The sequence below is a fragment of the Paractinoplanes rishiriensis genome (assembly GCF_016862375.1).
Classification (GTDB): Bacteria; Actinomycetota; Actinomycetes; order Mycobacteriales; family Micromonosporaceae; genus Actinoplanes; species Actinoplanes rishiriensis.
The window spans coordinates 72,457-86,807 of record NZ_BOMV01000039.1; the positions used below are offsets into that span (position 1 = coordinate 72,457).

15 protein-coding genes are annotated in these 14,351 nt (G+C 70.8%); 5 read left to right on the top strand and 10 right to left on the bottom strand.

Features of this window, described 5'->3' with window-relative positions; translation table 11 throughout:
- Positions 1 to 3: 3 nt before the first annotated feature.
- Positions 4 to 810: a WecB/TagA/CpsF family glycosyltransferase gene (locus Ari01nite_RS17225; RefSeq protein WP_203782273.1), complete on the bottom strand. Its 807-nt coding sequence runs from the start codon at positions 808 to 810 to the stop codon at positions 4 to 6.
- 62 nt (positions 811 to 872) lie between these two features.
- On the opposite strand from Ari01nite_RS17225, the gene Ari01nite_RS17230 reads away from it, so the two are divergent.
- The 5 genes from Ari01nite_RS17230 to Ari01nite_RS17250 all read left to right on the top strand — a co-directional run bounded on the left by Ari01nite_RS17230 (position 873) and on the right by Ari01nite_RS17250 (position 5,215).
- Positions 873 to 1,805 carry a sulfotransferase gene (locus Ari01nite_RS17230; RefSeq protein WP_203782274.1) on the top strand — a complete coding sequence of 311 codons (933 nt, stop codon included), beginning with the start codon at positions 873 to 875 and terminating at the stop codon, positions 1,803 to 1,805.
- Complete coding sequence (locus Ari01nite_RS17235) at positions 1,802 to 2,716, top strand: glycosyltransferase family 2 protein (RefSeq protein ID WP_203782275.1); 915 nt, start codon at positions 1,802 to 1,804, stop codon at positions 2,714 to 2,716. Before Ari01nite_RS17230 ends, Ari01nite_RS17235 begins: the two co-directional genes overlap by 4 nt.
- Before the next feature lie 88 nt (positions 2,717 to 2,804).
- Entirely contained in the window at positions 2,805 to 3,581 is a 777-nt protein-coding gene (locus Ari01nite_RS17240; RefSeq protein WP_203782276.1) for a DeoR/GlpR family DNA-binding transcription regulator, read from the top strand.
- Positions 3,578 to 4,669, top strand: coding sequence for a galactose-1-phosphate uridylyltransferase (galT, locus tag Ari01nite_RS17245; RefSeq protein ID WP_203782277.1), 1,092 nt, complete (start codon positions 3,578 to 3,580; stop codon positions 4,667 to 4,669). Before Ari01nite_RS17240 ends, galT begins: the two co-directional genes overlap by 4 nt.
- Positions 4,670 to 4,678: 9 nt before the next feature.
- Positions 4,679 to 5,215, top strand: coding sequence for a DinB family protein (locus Ari01nite_RS17250; RefSeq protein ID WP_203782278.1), 537 nt, complete (start codon positions 4,679 to 4,681; stop codon positions 5,213 to 5,215).
- 483 nt (positions 5,216 to 5,698) lie between these two features.
- On the opposite strand, the gene Ari01nite_RS17255 is transcribed toward Ari01nite_RS17250, so the two are convergent.
- From Ari01nite_RS17255 to purN, 9 genes are all read right to left on the bottom strand, one after another.
- Positions 5,699 to 6,349: a LysE family translocator gene (locus Ari01nite_RS17255; RefSeq protein ID WP_203782279.1), complete on the bottom strand. Its 651-nt coding sequence runs from the start codon at positions 6,347 to 6,349 to the stop codon at positions 5,699 to 5,701.
- A gap of 217 nt (positions 6,350 to 6,566) precedes the next feature.
- Positions 6,567 to 7,199, bottom strand: a complete 633-nt coding sequence (locus Ari01nite_RS17260; RefSeq protein ID WP_239162811.1) for a DJ-1/PfpI family protein — start codon at positions 7,197 to 7,199, stop codon at positions 6,567 to 6,569.
- Positions 7,200 to 7,226: 27 nt separating this feature from the next.
- Positions 7,227 to 8,150 carry a GlxA family transcriptional regulator gene (locus tag Ari01nite_RS17265; protein WP_203782280.1) on the bottom strand — a complete coding sequence of 308 codons (924 nt, stop codon included), beginning with the start codon at positions 8,148 to 8,150 and terminating at the stop codon, positions 7,227 to 7,229.
- 92 nt (positions 8,151 to 8,242) lie between these two features.
- Positions 8,243 to 9,457, bottom strand: coding sequence for an NADP-dependent isocitrate dehydrogenase (locus tag Ari01nite_RS17270; protein ID WP_203782281.1), 1,215 nt, complete (start codon positions 9,455 to 9,457; stop codon positions 8,243 to 8,245).
- 217 nt (positions 9,458 to 9,674) lie between these two features.
- Positions 9,675 to 10,625, bottom strand: coding sequence for a malate dehydrogenase (gene mdh, locus Ari01nite_RS17275; RefSeq protein WP_203782282.1), 951 nt, complete (start codon positions 10,623 to 10,625; stop codon positions 9,675 to 9,677).
- Between the two features lie 60 nt (positions 10,626 to 10,685).
- Positions 10,686 to 11,543 carry a bifunctional methylenetetrahydrofolate dehydrogenase/methenyltetrahydrofolate cyclohydrolase gene (locus Ari01nite_RS17280; protein ID WP_203782283.1) on the bottom strand — a complete coding sequence of 286 codons (858 nt, stop codon included), beginning with the start codon at positions 11,541 to 11,543 and terminating at the stop codon, positions 10,686 to 10,688.
- A gap of 11 nt (positions 11,544 to 11,554) precedes the next feature.
- Positions 11,555 to 12,151 (bottom strand): pentapeptide repeat-containing protein, encoded by a 597-nt coding sequence (locus tag Ari01nite_RS17285; protein WP_203782284.1) that lies wholly within the window; start codon positions 12,149 to 12,151, stop codon positions 11,555 to 11,557.
- Positions 12,151 to 13,704 carry a bifunctional phosphoribosylaminoimidazolecarboxamide formyltransferase/IMP cyclohydrolase gene (gene purH / locus Ari01nite_RS17290; RefSeq protein WP_203782285.1) on the bottom strand — a complete coding sequence of 518 codons (1,554 nt, stop codon included), beginning with the start codon at positions 13,702 to 13,704 and terminating at the stop codon, positions 12,151 to 12,153. Before purH ends, Ari01nite_RS17285 begins: the two co-directional genes overlap by 1 nt.
- A complete protein-coding gene (gene purN, locus Ari01nite_RS17295; protein ID WP_203782286.1) occupies positions 13,701 to 14,318 on the bottom strand; it encodes a phosphoribosylglycinamide formyltransferase in 618 nt (205 codons plus the stop codon). The genes purH and purN overlap by 4 nt, the downstream gene beginning before the upstream one ends.
- Between the last annotated feature and the right edge of the window lie 33 nt (positions 14,319 to 14,351).

The following is a 14,351-nucleotide window of genomic DNA, read 5'->3' on the forward strand; positions in this document are numbered from 1 at the left end:
CCTTTACAGTACGCGCGTACGGTTAGCGGCGCGCTGCCCGGGGGCCCGAGCCAGCAGGCGTAGCGCGTACGGGGCGTCGTGCCGCAGATAGCGTCCGGCCAGCCGGCGCGGCTCGGTGCCCAGCCGGTGCGCCCACTCCAGGCCGGTGCGCTGCATCCAGCGCGGCGCCCGGTCGACGTCGCCGGCCACGAAGTTGACCGCGGCGCCGCAGCCGACGAACCAGGCCCGCGGCAGGAACGGCCGGATCCGGGCGATCACGTCCTCCTGCTTGGGGAAGCCGAGCCCCACGAAGACCAGGTCCGGGTCGGCGTCGATCACCTTGGTGCAGAGATCCGCGTACGCCGCCGGATCGCGCTCGAACCCGAAGTCGGGACAGAACGTGCCGGCCACCCGCAGGCCCGGGCACTCCCGGGTGAGCCGGTCGGCGGCCCGGGTGGCGCCGTCCGACTCGCCCCGGCGGCCGGGCGCCCCGCCGATCACGAAGATGGACCGGCCGTCGCGGCCCAGGCCGGCCGAGAGCGACCAGATCAGGCTGCTGCCGGCCACCCGCTCCGGCAGCGGGGTGCCGCCCAGCTTGCTGGCCCAGATCAGCGGCATGCCGTCGGCCACGATCAGATCGGCGTCCGCAAGGTGCCGGCGGGTCTCCGGCTCGGCCTGCGCCCGCCGCAGGATGTCGATGTTCGGGGTGATGATCCGGCCGCCCCGGCCGTCGGCGAGCGCGTTGCGCACCACGGCCACCACCTCCGCCTCGGTGATCCGGTCGATGCCGGTGCCGTCCAGCTGCACCCGGTCGAACGCCTCAATGGTCACCCAACGCCTCCTTCACGGTCTTTCGCTCGTTATAGGAGCGAAACGAGCGAAGGTAGGCCAAAGTGGCACGGGCGTTATTTCTGGGTGGATTAGGACGTAGTGGGACAACCCTCGTCGAACGTCTGCTCGGCGAGCTTCCCGGCGTGTGCGCGCTCGGCGAGGTCGTTCACCTCTGGCAGCGCGACATCCGCGATGACGAGCGCTGCGGCTGCGGCGCGCGCTTCTCGCAGTGCACGTTCTGGCGCCGGGTGGGCGCGCTGGCGTTCGGCGGCTGGCACAACGTGGACGTCGACCGGGTGCACTACCTGCAGGCCGCGGTCGAGCGCACCCGGCACATCCCCCGGCTGGCCACCGCCGTCGAGGCGCCCGAGGAGGTGCACGAGTACGCCGAGTACTACACCCGGGTCTACGCCGCCGCGGCCGAGGTGTCCGGCGCCCGGCTGGTGGTCGACTCGTCCAAGCACTCGGCGCTGGCCCACGTGCTGCGCTGGTCGAGCGACCTCGACCTGCGCGTGCTGCACGTGGTCCGGGACGCGCGCGGGGTGGCGTACTCGTGGACCAAGACGGTGCAGCGCCCGGAGGCCGACGGCTCCGACGAGATGACCCGCTACTCTCCCGGCCGCTCGGCGCTGCTGTGGAACGCGCACAACGCGGCGTTCGGCCTGCTCGCCCGCCGCGGCGTGGCGGTGCACCGGATCCGGTACGAGGAGTTCCTGGCCGACCCGCGGGCCGCCCTCACCACGATCGCCGAGTTCGCCGGCGTGCCGCTGGGCGACGGCGACCTGGACTTCCTCCAGCCGGACCACGCCGACCTGCGGATCGGGCACAGCGCGGCCGGCAACCCGATGCGCTTCACGGTCGGCCGGCTGCCGCTGCGCCGCGACGACGCGTGGGTGCGTGCCCTGCCCTCCCGCCAGCGCCGGCTCGTCGGCACGGTGTGCGGCCCGATGCTGCGCGCCTATGGATACCCACTCTCCGCCCCGGAGGCGAAATGAACTGGCCGTCGGTCGGCGTCGTCATCCCCACCCGCAACCGGCCCGAACTGGTCCGCAAGGCCATCGCGTCGGTCCGCGACCAGCGCTATCCGGGCGAGCTCAAGATCCTGGTGGTGTACGACCAGACCGAGCCCGACTACCTGCTGGCCTCCACCGAGGACGTGCAGGTGCTGGTGCTCACCAACTGGCGCACCTCGGGCCTGGCCGGCGCCCGCAACACCGGCATCCTGGCGCTCGACACCGAGTACGTGGCGTTCTGCGACGACGACGACCAGTGGCTGCCGGACAAGCTGCGCCGCCAGGTCGCCGCGCTGCTGGCCGAGCCGGACTCGGAGTTCGCCACGTGTGCGATCGAGGTGGAGTACGAGGGCCGGTGCACGCCGCGCCTGGCCGGACGCAGCCGGGTCACGGTCGGCGAACTGGCCCGCTCCCGGATGGCCATGCTGCACTCGTCGTCGTTCCTGATCCGGCGCGAGGCGCTGACCGCGGACGCCGTCGGACTGGTCGCCGAGGACGCGCCGGGCAGCCAGAACGAGGACTGGGACCTGCTGCTGCGGGCCGCCCGCCGGGCACCGATCGTGCACCTGGACGAGCCGCTGGTCCGGGTGCTGTGGGGCCGCAGTTCGCACTACGCGTACGAGTACGCCACCAAGATCTCGTCACTGCGCTGGATGATGCAACGGCACCCGGAGATCAGCGGCTGCCGGCCCGGCGCGGCCCGGGTCTACGGCCAGTTGGCCTGCTGGTCGGCAGCCAGCGGCAACCGCAGCCAGGCGTGGCAGTTCAGCAAGGAGGCGGTGCGGGCGAACTGGAAGGAACCGCGCACCGCGATCGCGCTGGCCGCCATGACCGGCGCGGTCAAGGTGGAAAATGTGCTCTCCGCCCTGCACAAGCGGGGGCGAGGTATCTAACCTCACTCTTTTCAGCACACCCGAGCACGAGGTAATGTTCGGGAGTGTTCGAATTAGTGCGGATCGTTTACTGGTTGGGCAAGCTCTGATGCTGGCCCAGCAACGTCAGGCGGCCATCCTCGACCGGGTCCGGGCCGCCGGTGGCGTCCGGGTCAGCGAGTTGGCCTCCGAGTACGGCGTGTCCGACATGACGATCCGCCGTGACCTCGAGTCGCTGGCCGATCGCGGCCTCCTGGCGAAGGTACACGGCGGCGCCACCACGGTCAGCCCCGGTTCGGCACACGAGCCCGGATTCGCCGCCAAGTCGGTGCGCCAGCGCGGGGAGAAGGCCGCCATGGCGATGCGCGCCGCGTCCATGGTCTCGCCCGGCGACGCGATCGCGCTGTCCGCCGGCACCACCACGGCCGGGCTGGCCCAGCGGCTGGTCGACGTGCCGTCGCTGACCGTGGTGACCAACTCGATCCCGGTCGCCGACATCTTCTACCGCGCCGGACGGCCCGACCAGACCGTGGTGCTGACCGGCGGCACGCGTACCCCCTCGGACGCCCTGGTCGGCCCGGTCGCGGCCGCCGCGATCGGCACCCTGCACCTGGACGTGCTGTTCCTGGGCGTGCACGGGATGAGCGAGCGGGCCGGATACACCACCCCCAACCTGATGGAGGCCGACGTGAACCGGGCCCTGGTCGAGGCGGCCGAGCGCCTGGTGGTGCTGGCCGACCACACCAAGTGGGGCACGGTCGGCATCTCCTCGATCGTGCCGCTGGAACGGGCCGACGTGCTGATCACCGACGACGGCCTGGACGAGCAGGCCCGCGCGCTGCTCGAGGAGACGGTGCCGGAACTCGTGGTGGTGAGCGGACAGTGACGATCCGGAACCGCACCGCGATCCGGCTGTCGGACGGCCGCGAACTCGTCTACTTCGACGAATCCACCGCCGGGCACCGGGCGGACTACCCGGACACCAGGCAGCTGCCCCCGCCGCCGCCGGCCTCCCAGTTGCGCTACGACCCGTTGGTCGACGAGTGGGTGGCGGTGGCCGCGCACCGGCAGACCCGCACGTTCCTGCCGCCCAGCGACGCGTGTCCGCTGTGTCCGTCCACGTCGGCCTTCGCCAGCGAGATCCCGGCGCCGGACTACGACGTGGTGGTGTTCGAAAACCAGTTCCCGTCGTTCAGCGATCGGATCAAGCCCGACGAGATCACCGCCCTGACAGACCTGGTTCCGGTACGCCCGGGCGTGGGCCGCTGCGAGGTGGTGTGCTTCACCAGCGACCACAACAGCGCGTTCGGCGCACTGCCACCGGCGCGGGTGCGCACCGTGGTCGACGCGCTGGCCGACCGGACCGCCGAGATGTCCGCGATTCCCGGGGTCACGCAGGTCTTCCCGTTCGAGAACCGCGGTGTCGAGATCGGCGTGACGCTGCACCACCCGCACGGCCAGATCTACGCGTACCCGACCGTGCCGCCGCGCACCCGGGCCCTGCTGGCGGCGGCCGCTGCCTATCGCGCCCGCACCGGCAACGACCTCTACACCGACGTGCTGGCCGCCGAGCGGCGCGACGGCGCCCGGGTGGTCGGAACCAACGAACACTGGACCGCCTACGTGCCGGCCGCGGCCCGCTGGCCGTACGAGATCCAGATCGCCCCGCACCGCAAGGTGCCCGACCTGCCGGCACTGTCCGATCCGGAGCGGGACGCGTTCGGCCCGCTCTACCTCGACGTCCTGCGCCGGTTCGACGCGCTGTTCGGCAAGCCGATGCCGTACATCTCGGCCTGGCACCAGGCGGTCGTCGGCGAGGGCCGCGACCTGGGCTACCTGCACCTCCAGCTGTTCAGCATCCGGCGGGCCGCCGACAAGCTGAAATACCTCGCGGGCTCGGAGTCCGCAATGGGCGTTTTCGTCAACGACATCGTGCCGGAACGGGCGGCGCAGACCCTGCGGGAGATTCTGTAGGTTCGAATCATGAGCGGTTTCGCGTGGTCCAACATGTTCGTCGCGCCCGAGGAGGACCCGCGCACCGACGGCGGTTTCGTCGGCGAGCGCGACACTCTGGTCGGTTATCTCCGCGACCAGCGGCTCACGCTGGAGCTCAAATGCGCGGGCCTCGACAACGACCAGCTGGCCCGGCGCTCGGTCGAGCCGTCAAAGTTGTCCCTGCTGGGCCTGATCCGACACATGACCGACGTGGAACGCAACTGGTTCCGCATCCGCCTGGCCGGCAACAGGGTCCAGCGCATCTACCGCACCGAGGAAAACCGAGACGCCGACTTCGACGGCGCGGTGCCCGACGACGAGGTGGTCAAGGCCGCCTTCGCCGCCTGGAAAACCGAAATCGAGTACGCCGAGGAATTCGTCGACACCATCGACGACCTGGGCCACGAGGGCCCCGAAGGCGACGCGGTCCGCGAGGTCCTGATCCACATGATCGAGGAATACGCCCGCCACAACGGCCACGCCGACCTGCTACGCGAGCGCATAGACGGCCGCATCGGCCAGTAACACCCCGCCCCGGCCACCCGCACACCGCGCCAACCACGCAGCGCGGCCCAGCAGACAGTCCAGCCCGGCGCGTATGCAGGCACATTCCGGACAAAGGTCGGTCCTGCACGAGCTATGAGCGGCCGCATCCGCGCGCTCGTCGTTCTAGGCATCTACCCGAATTGCCAGTCAACCGCGGGATGGGCTCGACACCTCCCTCAGATCTGGTGGACCTGATGCCACCGACCAACGGCAACTCGACAATCTCCACGCGCAGCCGCCCGATATAAGGGAAATATCATGGTTAGGGCGCGCCCGGTGGAGGCGTGGCCGCCCCAAGGCGGTCGTCCCACTGTCCGAAATGTATGGCTCTGCGGGACGATGGCGCATCTTGGAGGCAGGACCGGCTGCGGTCTCCCGACCAACAAGGCGGAAGTGGCGCCCCGCGGCCAAAGGGGGCGAAAGCGGCACCTGTCACCGCCAACCTCGTCACCGCTGACCCCGTCACCGCCGGCCCGTCACGGCCGACCCCGTCACGGCCAGACCGACGCCCAGGCCGACCATCGTCAGGCCCGCGGCGCCGCCGACCGCGTCCAGGCGGCGGGGTGAGCGGGCGAACCACGTGCGCACCGCGCCGGCCGCCACCGACCATACCGAGTCCATCGCCAGGCCGATCGCCGCCACCACGGCGCCCAGCACCACCATCTGCGCGGTCACGTGGCGGGCCGCCGGGTCGACGAACTGGGGCAGGACCGCGGCGAAGAACACGATTGTCTTGGGGTTGGTGAGGTTGACCAGGAAGCCCTCGATCACCGTTCGCCGGTCGCCGAGCGGGGCGGCCGGCGCGTCCAAGGCCTCGCGCAACTGCCGGCGGTGCCGGATCGCCTGGATGCCCAGGTAGACCAGGTAGGCCGCGCCGGCCAGCTGGATCGCGGTGTAGACCGCGGCGGAGGCCTGCACCACCGCGCCCACGCCGACCGCCACCGCTACGGACAGGACCAGCGAGCCGAGCGCGCCGCCGATCACCGTGGCCAGTGCGGCCCGGCGGCCGTAGGCCAGTGCCCGGCTCACCGCGAACAGAACCGACGGGCCGGGGATCACGATGAGCACGAACGCCGCCAGCGCGAAGGCGGCCAGATGATCGAGGGGCGGCATGGGGCCAAGTTATGGGGGCGGGGGGCCCGGGACAAGGCCCCCCGCAGGGAAGGGACTGGCCGCCACCGAAGCCGGGAATTACCGACCGGCGCCCGGGACAAGGCAGCCGGAAGGTGGGCGAACACCCTCGCCGGCGCGGCCGTCATCCGTTTCGCTCTAAGAAACGACGGCCATTTCCACTGGTTACGGAAATAAACATGCGATTTGCCGCATGAGCTCAAAGTCCGACGACCAGTTCGCGGTGCTCGCGGAGGAAGTCCACGATCGGCGCCGGGGCCTTGTCCGGCGAGCCGGCCGCGAACGGTGGTGCCGGGTCGTACTCGATGCCCAGTTGGATGGTCTGCGCCGCCTCGGCACCGGCGATCCGGCCGGCCAGGTCGAGGGCCAGGTCGATGCCGGCCGAGACGCCGGCCGCGGTGGCGTACTTGCCGTCGACCACCACCCGGTCGGGCACCGGCACCGCACCGAAGCTGGGCAGGCGATCCAGGGTCATCCAGTGCGAGGTGGCCCGGCGGCCGGTGAGCAGGCCGGCCGCGGCCAGCACGAGTGAGCCGACGCAGACCGAGGTGGTCCAGGTGCTGGTGGCGTCGGCGGCGCGCAGCCAGTCGTGGACCGGGCCGGGCTCGATCGGCGGCCGGTATCCACCCGGCACCAGCACCAGGTCGGCGGCCGGCGCCTCGGCCAGCGACGCGGCGGCGACCAGCAACTGGTGGCCGGTGTCGGTGCGGACCGGACCGGCGCGCTCGGCGACGAAGTGCACCTCGGCACCGGGCAGGCGACCGAGCACCTCGTAGGGGCCGACCGCGTCGAGCGCAGTCACGGAGTCGTACAGGATGATGTTGATTTTCACGATTTTGACCTTTCCGGGAACGAGAAACTAGAAGCGGCGGCGGTACTCGGCCGGGCCCACGCCCACGGCCTGCAGGAAGGCGCGGCGCATCGCCTCGGGGGTGCCGTAACCGGCGCGGCGGGCCACCTCGGCGATCCCGTCGCTGGTGTCCTCGAGCAGGCGGCGGGCGGTCTCCAGGCGCACCTGGTCGACGTAGCGGCCGGGCGGGACGCCGACCTCGGCCGCGAACGCGCGGGTGAACTGACGGGGCGACAGGTTGGCGTGAGCGGCGAGCGCGGCGACCGACAGATCGGTCTCCGGGTGCTCGGCGATCAGGCGCTGCACCTCGCGCAGCGGCTCACGGTGCGCCACCTGGGCGGACAACTGGGCGCTGAACTGCTTTTGGCCGCCGGAGCGGCGCAGGTACATGACCAGGCCGCGGGCGACGCCGAGCGCGACGTTCCGGCCGCGGTCCTCCTCGACCAGGGCCAGCGCCAGGTCGATGCCCGCGGTGACGCCGGCCGAGGTGGCGATCCGGCCGTCCCGCACGAAGATCGGGTCGGGGTCGACCGCGACCTTGGGGTGCCGGCCGGCCAGCGTGTCGCAGTACATCCAGTGCGTGGTGGCCTTCCGGTCGTCGAGCAGGCCCGCCTCGGCCAGCAGGAACGCTCCGGTGCACACCGACATGATCCGGGCCGGGCGGTGGGCGTGCGCGCGCAGCCAGGCCACCACCGCGGGCTGCGGTTGCCGGGTGCCGTGGCCGCCCGGCACCACCAGGGTGTCCACGGTCGGCTCCGCGAGCGCCTCGTCGGGCGTCAGGCGCAGGCCGCTGGACGTGCGGACGGCCGCGCCGCCGATGCTGGCGGTGGTGACGCGGTAACCGCGGGCGTAGTGGAAGACCTCGAGCGGTCCGGTGACGTCGAGGCTCTGCACCCCGTCGAAGAGGACGATCTGCACGTGGTGGTCGGCCATGCATCGATCGTCGGGCCGGCACGGTCATGACCGCAACGACGAAGATCCCACCTTTCCGGCCATGCGCGGGAAAGGTGGGATCTCGGTGAAGATCAGGCGAGCTTGCGCGCCAGGTTTTCGTCCAGGGCGTTCATGAACTCGTCGGTGGTCAGCCAGGGGGCGTCGCGCGAGATCAGCAGCGCCAGGTCCTTGGTCATCTGGCCGCCCTCGACGGTCTCGACACAGACCTTTTCCAGCGTCTCAGCGAACTCGGTGACCGCCGCGTTGTTGTCGAGCTTGCCGCGGTGCTTGAGGCCGCCGGTCCAGGCGAAGATCGAGGCGATCGGGTTGGTCGAGGTCTTCTCGCCCTTCTGCCACTGCCGGTAGTGCCGGGTGACCGTGCCGTGCGCGGCCTCGGCCTCGACGGTCTGGCCGTCCGGCGTCATCAGCACCGAGGTCATCAGCCCGAGCGAGCCGAAGCCCTGGGCCACGGTGTCGGATTGCACGTCACCGTCGTAGTTCTTGCAGGCCCAGACGTAACCGCCCTCCCACTTGAGCGCGGCCGCGACCATGTCGTCGATGAGCCGGTGCTCGTAGGTCAGCCCCGCCGCCTTGAACTGGTCGGCGAACTCGCTCTCGAAGATCTCCGCAAAAAGATCTTTAAAGCGTCCGTCGTACGCCTTCAGGATCGTGTTCTTGGTGGACAGGTAGACCGGGTAGTTCCGCGCCAGGCCGTACCGGAACGAGGCCCGCGCGAAGTCCCGGATCGACTCGTCGAAGTTGTACATGCCCATGCCGATGCCGCCGGCTGGGAAGTCGGCCACGTGGAACTCGATCGGCTCGGAGCCGTCCTCCGGCGTGAAGGTCATGGTGAACTTGCCGGCCTTGGGCGCCACGAAGTCGGTCGCCTTGTACTGGTCGCCGTGCGCGTGCCGGCCGATGATGATCGGCTTGGTCCAGCCCGGTACGAGCCGCGGCACGTTCGACATGATGATCGGCTCGCGGAACACCACGCCGCCGAGGATGTTCCGGATCGTCCCGTTCGGCGACCGCCACATCTTCTTGAGGCCGAACTCCTCGACCCGCGCCTCGTCGGGCGTGATGGTGGCGCACTTGACGCCGACGCCGTGCTGCTTGATGGCGTTGGCCGCGTCGATCGTCACCTGGTCGTCGGTCTCGTCGCGGTGCTGGATCGACAGGTCGTAATACTCGAGCGGGACATCGAGGTAGGGCAGGATCAGCTGCTCCCGGATCTGCTTCCAGATGATCCGGGTCATCTCGTCGCCGTCGAGCTCCACGACCGGGTTTGTGACCTTGATTTTCGCCATCGGCCGGCGCTCCTCTCCCGAAACCATGCTTAGCAGTACGAGCGTACTGCCCGGACCCCGAAGATCGTCGGCCGACCCCGACCTGGTGTTACCCGGAACGCTGATGCGTGTTATCACCCGGGTCGGCGTGATCGCGCGGCGGAGCTATCGGCGCCCGCCGATCCGGGAGCGGCCACCTTGCGGTTGGTGGCGGCCGCCGCCCGTACCGGCAAAGAATTTAGAGGTTGGCGACGTCCGCCTGCTTGGCCCGGACCGCCTCGGCCGCCTCCTTGAGGCCGGCCAGCTCGGTGTCGGTCAGCTTGTCCTCGACCACGTGCCTGATGCCGGTGGCGCCGATCGCGGCCTCCACGCCGAGGTAGACGCCGGAGATGCCGTATTCGCCGTCGACCCAGGCGCAGACCGGCAGGACCGCGCCGGAGTCCTCGACTACGGCCTTGGCCATCCGGGCCGCGGCGGCCGACGGGGCGTAGTAGGCCGAACCGGTCTTGAGCAGGGCCACCACCTCGGCGCCGCCGTTACGGGTGCGGACCACCAACTCCTCGATCTTATCGGCCGGGAGCAGCTCGCTCAGCGGCTTGCCGTCGACCGTGCAGCGGGACGGGACCGGCACCATGGTGTCGCCGTGCGAGCCGAGGGTGAGCGCCTTGACGCTCTTGACCGGCACCGCGAGGGTCTCGGCGATCGAGTTGGTGAAGCGGGCCGTGTCGAGCACGCCGGCCTGTCCGAACACGCGGTTCTTGGGGAACTGGGTGGCGAGCTGGGCCAGCGCGGTCATCTCGTCGACCGGGTTGGACACCACGATGACCACGGCGTTCGGGGCGTATTTGGCGATGTTCTCGGCGACCTGGCGGACGATCTTGGCGTTGACCTCGAGCAGGTCCATCCGGCTCATGCCGGGCTTGCGCGGCAGGCCGGCGGTGACGACCACCACGTCGGAGCCCTCGATGGCCTCGTAGCCTTCGCCGTTCGTGCCGGTGGTGACGCCGACGACCTTGGTCTCGAAGCCCTCGATCGGGCGCGACTGGTTGAGGTCGAGGGCCAAGCCGGCCGGCTTGCCGTCGATGATGTCGGTGAGCACGACGGTGTCGAAGATGTCGTACTCGGCCAGCCGCTGTGCGGTCGTCGACCCGTAGAAACCGGCGCCTACGACGGTTACCTTCTTGCCCATAACCACTCCTTTTTGGCCGACCGTATCAGCCGGTTAACGACGTATTACCGGGCGGTCACGTCAACGCGAGCTAAGCCACTCCGCGCGCTCCACCACGTTTGTCAGCAGCATCGCCCGGGTCATCGGTCCGACGCCGCCGGGCACCGGCACCAGGGCACCGGCCACCTCGCGGACGTCGGCGGCCACGTCGCCGGTGTAGTGGCCCTTGCCGTTGCCGCCGGCCACCCGGGTGATGCCGACGTCGACCACGGTGGCCCCCGGTTTGACCATATCCGCGGTGATGAGGCCGGGCACGCCGACCGCGGCCACCACGATGTCGGCGCGCCGAGTGTGCGCGGCCAGGTCGCGGGTGCCCGTGTGGCACAGCGTGACGGTGGCGTTCTCCGAGCGGCGGGTGAGCAGCAGGCCGAGCGGGCGGCCCACGGTGGTGCCCCGGCCCACCACGGTGACCTCGGCGCCCTTGAGCGCGATGTCGTTGAGGCGGAGCAGGTGGACGATGCCGCGCGGGGTGCACGGCAGCGGGCCGGGGAAGCCCAGCACCAGCCGGCCCAGGTTGACCGGGTGCAGGCCGTCGGCGTCCTTGTCGGGGTCGATCAGCTCGAGGACGCGGCCGGTGTCCAGGTGACCGGGCAACGGCAGCTGGACGATGTAGCCGTGGCAGGCGTCGTCCTCGTTCAACTCGGCGAGCACCGCCTCGACGTGCTCCTGCGCGGCGTCGGCGGGCAGGTCGTGGCGGATCGAGCCGATGCCGACCTCGGCGCAGTCGCGGTGCTTGCCCGCCACGTAGGCCCGAGAGCCCGGGTCGTCGCCCACCAGAACGGTGCCGAGTCCGACCCCGGCCAGGTTTTTCACCCGCGCCCGCAGGTCGTCCTTGACCGCCGCCGCGGCGGCCTTGCCGTCCAGGATCCGTGCCGACACGCGACGCCCTCTCAGCCCGAAACGATGGCCCCGTACGCCGTGGCGAACAGCGCCGCCTGCGCCAGGTCGATCTTGGCGCCGCGCAGGTCGACCTCGCGGAACGCCACCCCGCCGAGGTCGGCGCCGCGCAGGTCGGCACCGTTGAGCACGGTGTCCTTGAGCCGCGCCGCGGACAGGTCGGCGTTGCGCAGGTCGGCCCGGGTCAGGTCGGCGCCGGTAAGGTCCGCCTCCCGCAACCGTAGGCCGCCGAGCTTGGCCGCGGTGAGGTTCTGCCCGCGCAGCGACACGAAACCCCAGTCGCCGCCGTCCACGGTCAGCGGTCGCAGCCCGCAGTCGACGAACTGGCTGCCGGTCAGCTTGCACCCGGTCAACGTGGCGTCGAAGAACGAGCAACGCTCCAGCGTCGACTGCAGGATCGCCACCCGGTCGAGGGTGGCCGCGTTGAACCGGGTGTTGCCGAACGTGCAGTGGGTGAACGCACACCCGGTGATCTGCGCCTCCGACCAGTCGACGTCGTGGAAGGCACAGTCCTCGTAGCGCACCCCGGTGACCTCCTCGAGCGCCCAGTCGGCGCCCGAGAAGGTCTGGTTCTGCACCAGGGTTTCCATCAGTGGAAGAAGTGCCGGGTGCCGGTCAGGTAGACGGTGAGGCCCGCCTTTTCGGCCGCCTCGATCACCAGGCTGTCCCGGATCGAGCCGCCCGGCTGCACCACCGCGGTGATCCCGGCCGCGATCAGCACCTCGAGGCCGTCCGGGAACGGGAAGTACGCGTCCGAGGCGGCCACGCTGCCCTTGGCCCGCTCGGCACCGGCCCGGTCGACCGCCAGCCTGGCCGCGTCGACCCGGTTGACCTGGCCCATCCCGACGCCCACGGTGGCGCCCTCGTGGGCCAGCAGGATCGCGTTGCTCTTGACGCCGCGGATCGCCCGCCAGGCGAACGCGAGATCGGCCAGCACCTCGGCGGACGCCGGAGTGCCGGTGGCCAGGGTCCAGCCGGACGGGTCGTCGCCGGGCGCGTCGATCCGGTCGGCCATCTGCACCAGCACGCCGCCGCCGATCTGCTTGATCTCGGCCGGCGCCGGCGCCCACGCGGGGGCCACCAGGACCCGCAGGTTCTTCTTTTCGCGCAGCACGTCGAGCGCGCCGTCGGCGAACCCGGGCGCGACGATCACCTCGGTGAAGATCTCGGCGACCTGCCGGGCCAGCTCGACGCTGACCTCCTGGTTGACCGCGATCACGCCGCCGAACGCGGACGCCGGGTCGCAGGCGTGCGCCTTGCGGTGCGCCTCGGCCACGTCGGCGCCGACCGCGAGGCCGCACGGGTTGGCGTGCTTGATGATCGCCACGCACGGCTCGGTGAAGTCGTTGGCGCTGCGCCAGGCCGCGTCCGCGTCGACGTAGTTGTTGTACGACATCTCCTTGCCGTGCAGCTGCTCGGCCTGGGCCAGCCCGACCGGCGCGCCCGGGTCGACATAGAGCGCGGCCTCCTGGTGCGGGTTCTCGCCGTACCGCAGGGTGTTCTGCCGCTGGAGCGCCATCCCGGCGAACTCCGGCCACTCGGCCGGGGCCAGGGTGGTGGCGCACCAGTTGGCGACCGCCACGTCGTACTCGGCGATGTCGGCGAAAGCCCGCGCCGCGAGCACCTTGCGCTGGGCCAGCGTGAAACCGCCGCGTTCCAGAGCATCCAAGATCAGGGGGTACGCCTCGACGGCCGTGACGACGGCAAGCGACTGATGGTTCTTGGCCGCGGCCCGGACCATGGCGGGACCACCGATGTCGATCTTTTCGACGCACTCGTCCTCACTGGCGACCGCGGCAACCGTCTCGACGAACGGGTAGAGGTTGCTCACCAGCAGGTCGAACGGCTCGATCTCGAGCTCGCGCAGCTGGGCCGCGTGGGAATCCAGGCGCAGGTCGGCGAGCAGGCCGGCGTGCACCCGCGGGTGCAGCGTCTTGACCCGGCCGTCGAGGCACTCGGGGAAGCCGGTCAGCTCCTCCACCCGGCCCACCGGGATGCCGGCTGCCTCGACCGTGGACGCGGTCGACCCGGTGGAGACGATCTGCACCCCGGCGGCGTGCAGCGCCCGGGCCAGCTCGACAAGGCCGGTCTTGTCCCACACGCTCAGCAGCGCCCGGCGGATCGGGCGACGGCCCTCGCTCATCTGATACGTACCTTCCTGTTTTCGATGGTCCAGCCGTGGCGGACCAGGCGGCCGACGGCGTCGACCAGCTGGGTGCGCTCGGCCACCTTGATCCGCTCGGTGAGCGTCTCCTCCGTGTCGTCGTCGAGCACGGGGACGGCCACCTGGGCGATGATCGGGCCGGTGTCGATGCCGGCATCGACGAAGAAGAGGGTGGCGCCGGCCACCTTGACGCCGTACGCGAGCGCGTCGCGCGGGCCGTGAATGCCGGGAAAGGACGGCAGCAGCGCGTTGTGCGTGTTGATGTACCGGTCGCCGAACGCCGCCAGGAACGCCGGGCCGACCAGCTTGAGGAAGCCGGCCGAGACAACGAGGTCGGGCTTGTGCTCGGCGACGTGGGCGGTGAGGGCCGCGTCCCAGTCGTCACGTGTCTCGTACGCCTTCAGCGAGTCCACAAATGTGGGTACGCCCGCGGCGGCCGCGCGGTCGAGACCGGCGATGCCGTCCCGATCGGCGCCCACCGCGACGACCTGGGCGCCGTAGCCCGGGTCGGCGCTCGCGTCGAGCAGAGCTTGCAGGTTGCTGCCCGATCCGGAGACGAGGACGACCAGGCGGGCAGGCGCTAGGTCGGTCACCGGTGCACCCTATCGCCGCGGCGGCGGCAGCCC

Coding starts and splice junctions, on each gene's coding strand:
- mdh (WP_203782282.1), bottom strand. CDS start 10,625: ATGGGCAAGAAGGTAACCGTCGTAGGCGCCGGTTTCTACGGGTCGACG.
- purH (WP_203782285.1), bottom strand. CDS start 13,704: ATGAGCGAGGGCCGTCGCCCGATCCGCCGGGCGCTGCTGAGCGTGTGG.
- Ari01nite_RS17235 (WP_203782275.1), top strand. CDS start 1,802: ATGAACTGGCCGTCGGTCGGCGTCGTCATCCCCACCCGCAACCGGCCC.
- Ari01nite_RS17285 (WP_203782284.1), bottom strand. CDS start 12,151: ATGGAAACCCTGGTGCAGAACCAGACCTTCTCGGGCGCCGACTGGGCG.
- Ari01nite_RS17270 (WP_203782281.1), bottom strand. CDS start 9,457: ATGGCGAAAATCAAGGTCACAAACCCGGTCGTGGAGCTCGACGGCGAC.
- Ari01nite_RS17255 (WP_203782279.1), bottom strand. CDS start 6,349: ATGCCGCCCCTCGATCATCTGGCCGCCTTCGCGCTGGCGGCGTTCGTG.
- Ari01nite_RS17240 (WP_203782276.1), top strand. CDS start 2,805: ATGCTGGCCCAGCAACGTCAGGCGGCCATCCTCGACCGGGTCCGGGCC.
- Ari01nite_RS17265 (WP_203782280.1), bottom strand. CDS start 8,150: ATGGCCGACCACCACGTGCAGATCGTCCTCTTCGACGGGGTGCAGAGC.
- Ari01nite_RS17250 (WP_203782278.1), top strand. CDS start 4,679: ATGAGCGGTTTCGCGTGGTCCAACATGTTCGTCGCGCCCGAGGAGGAC.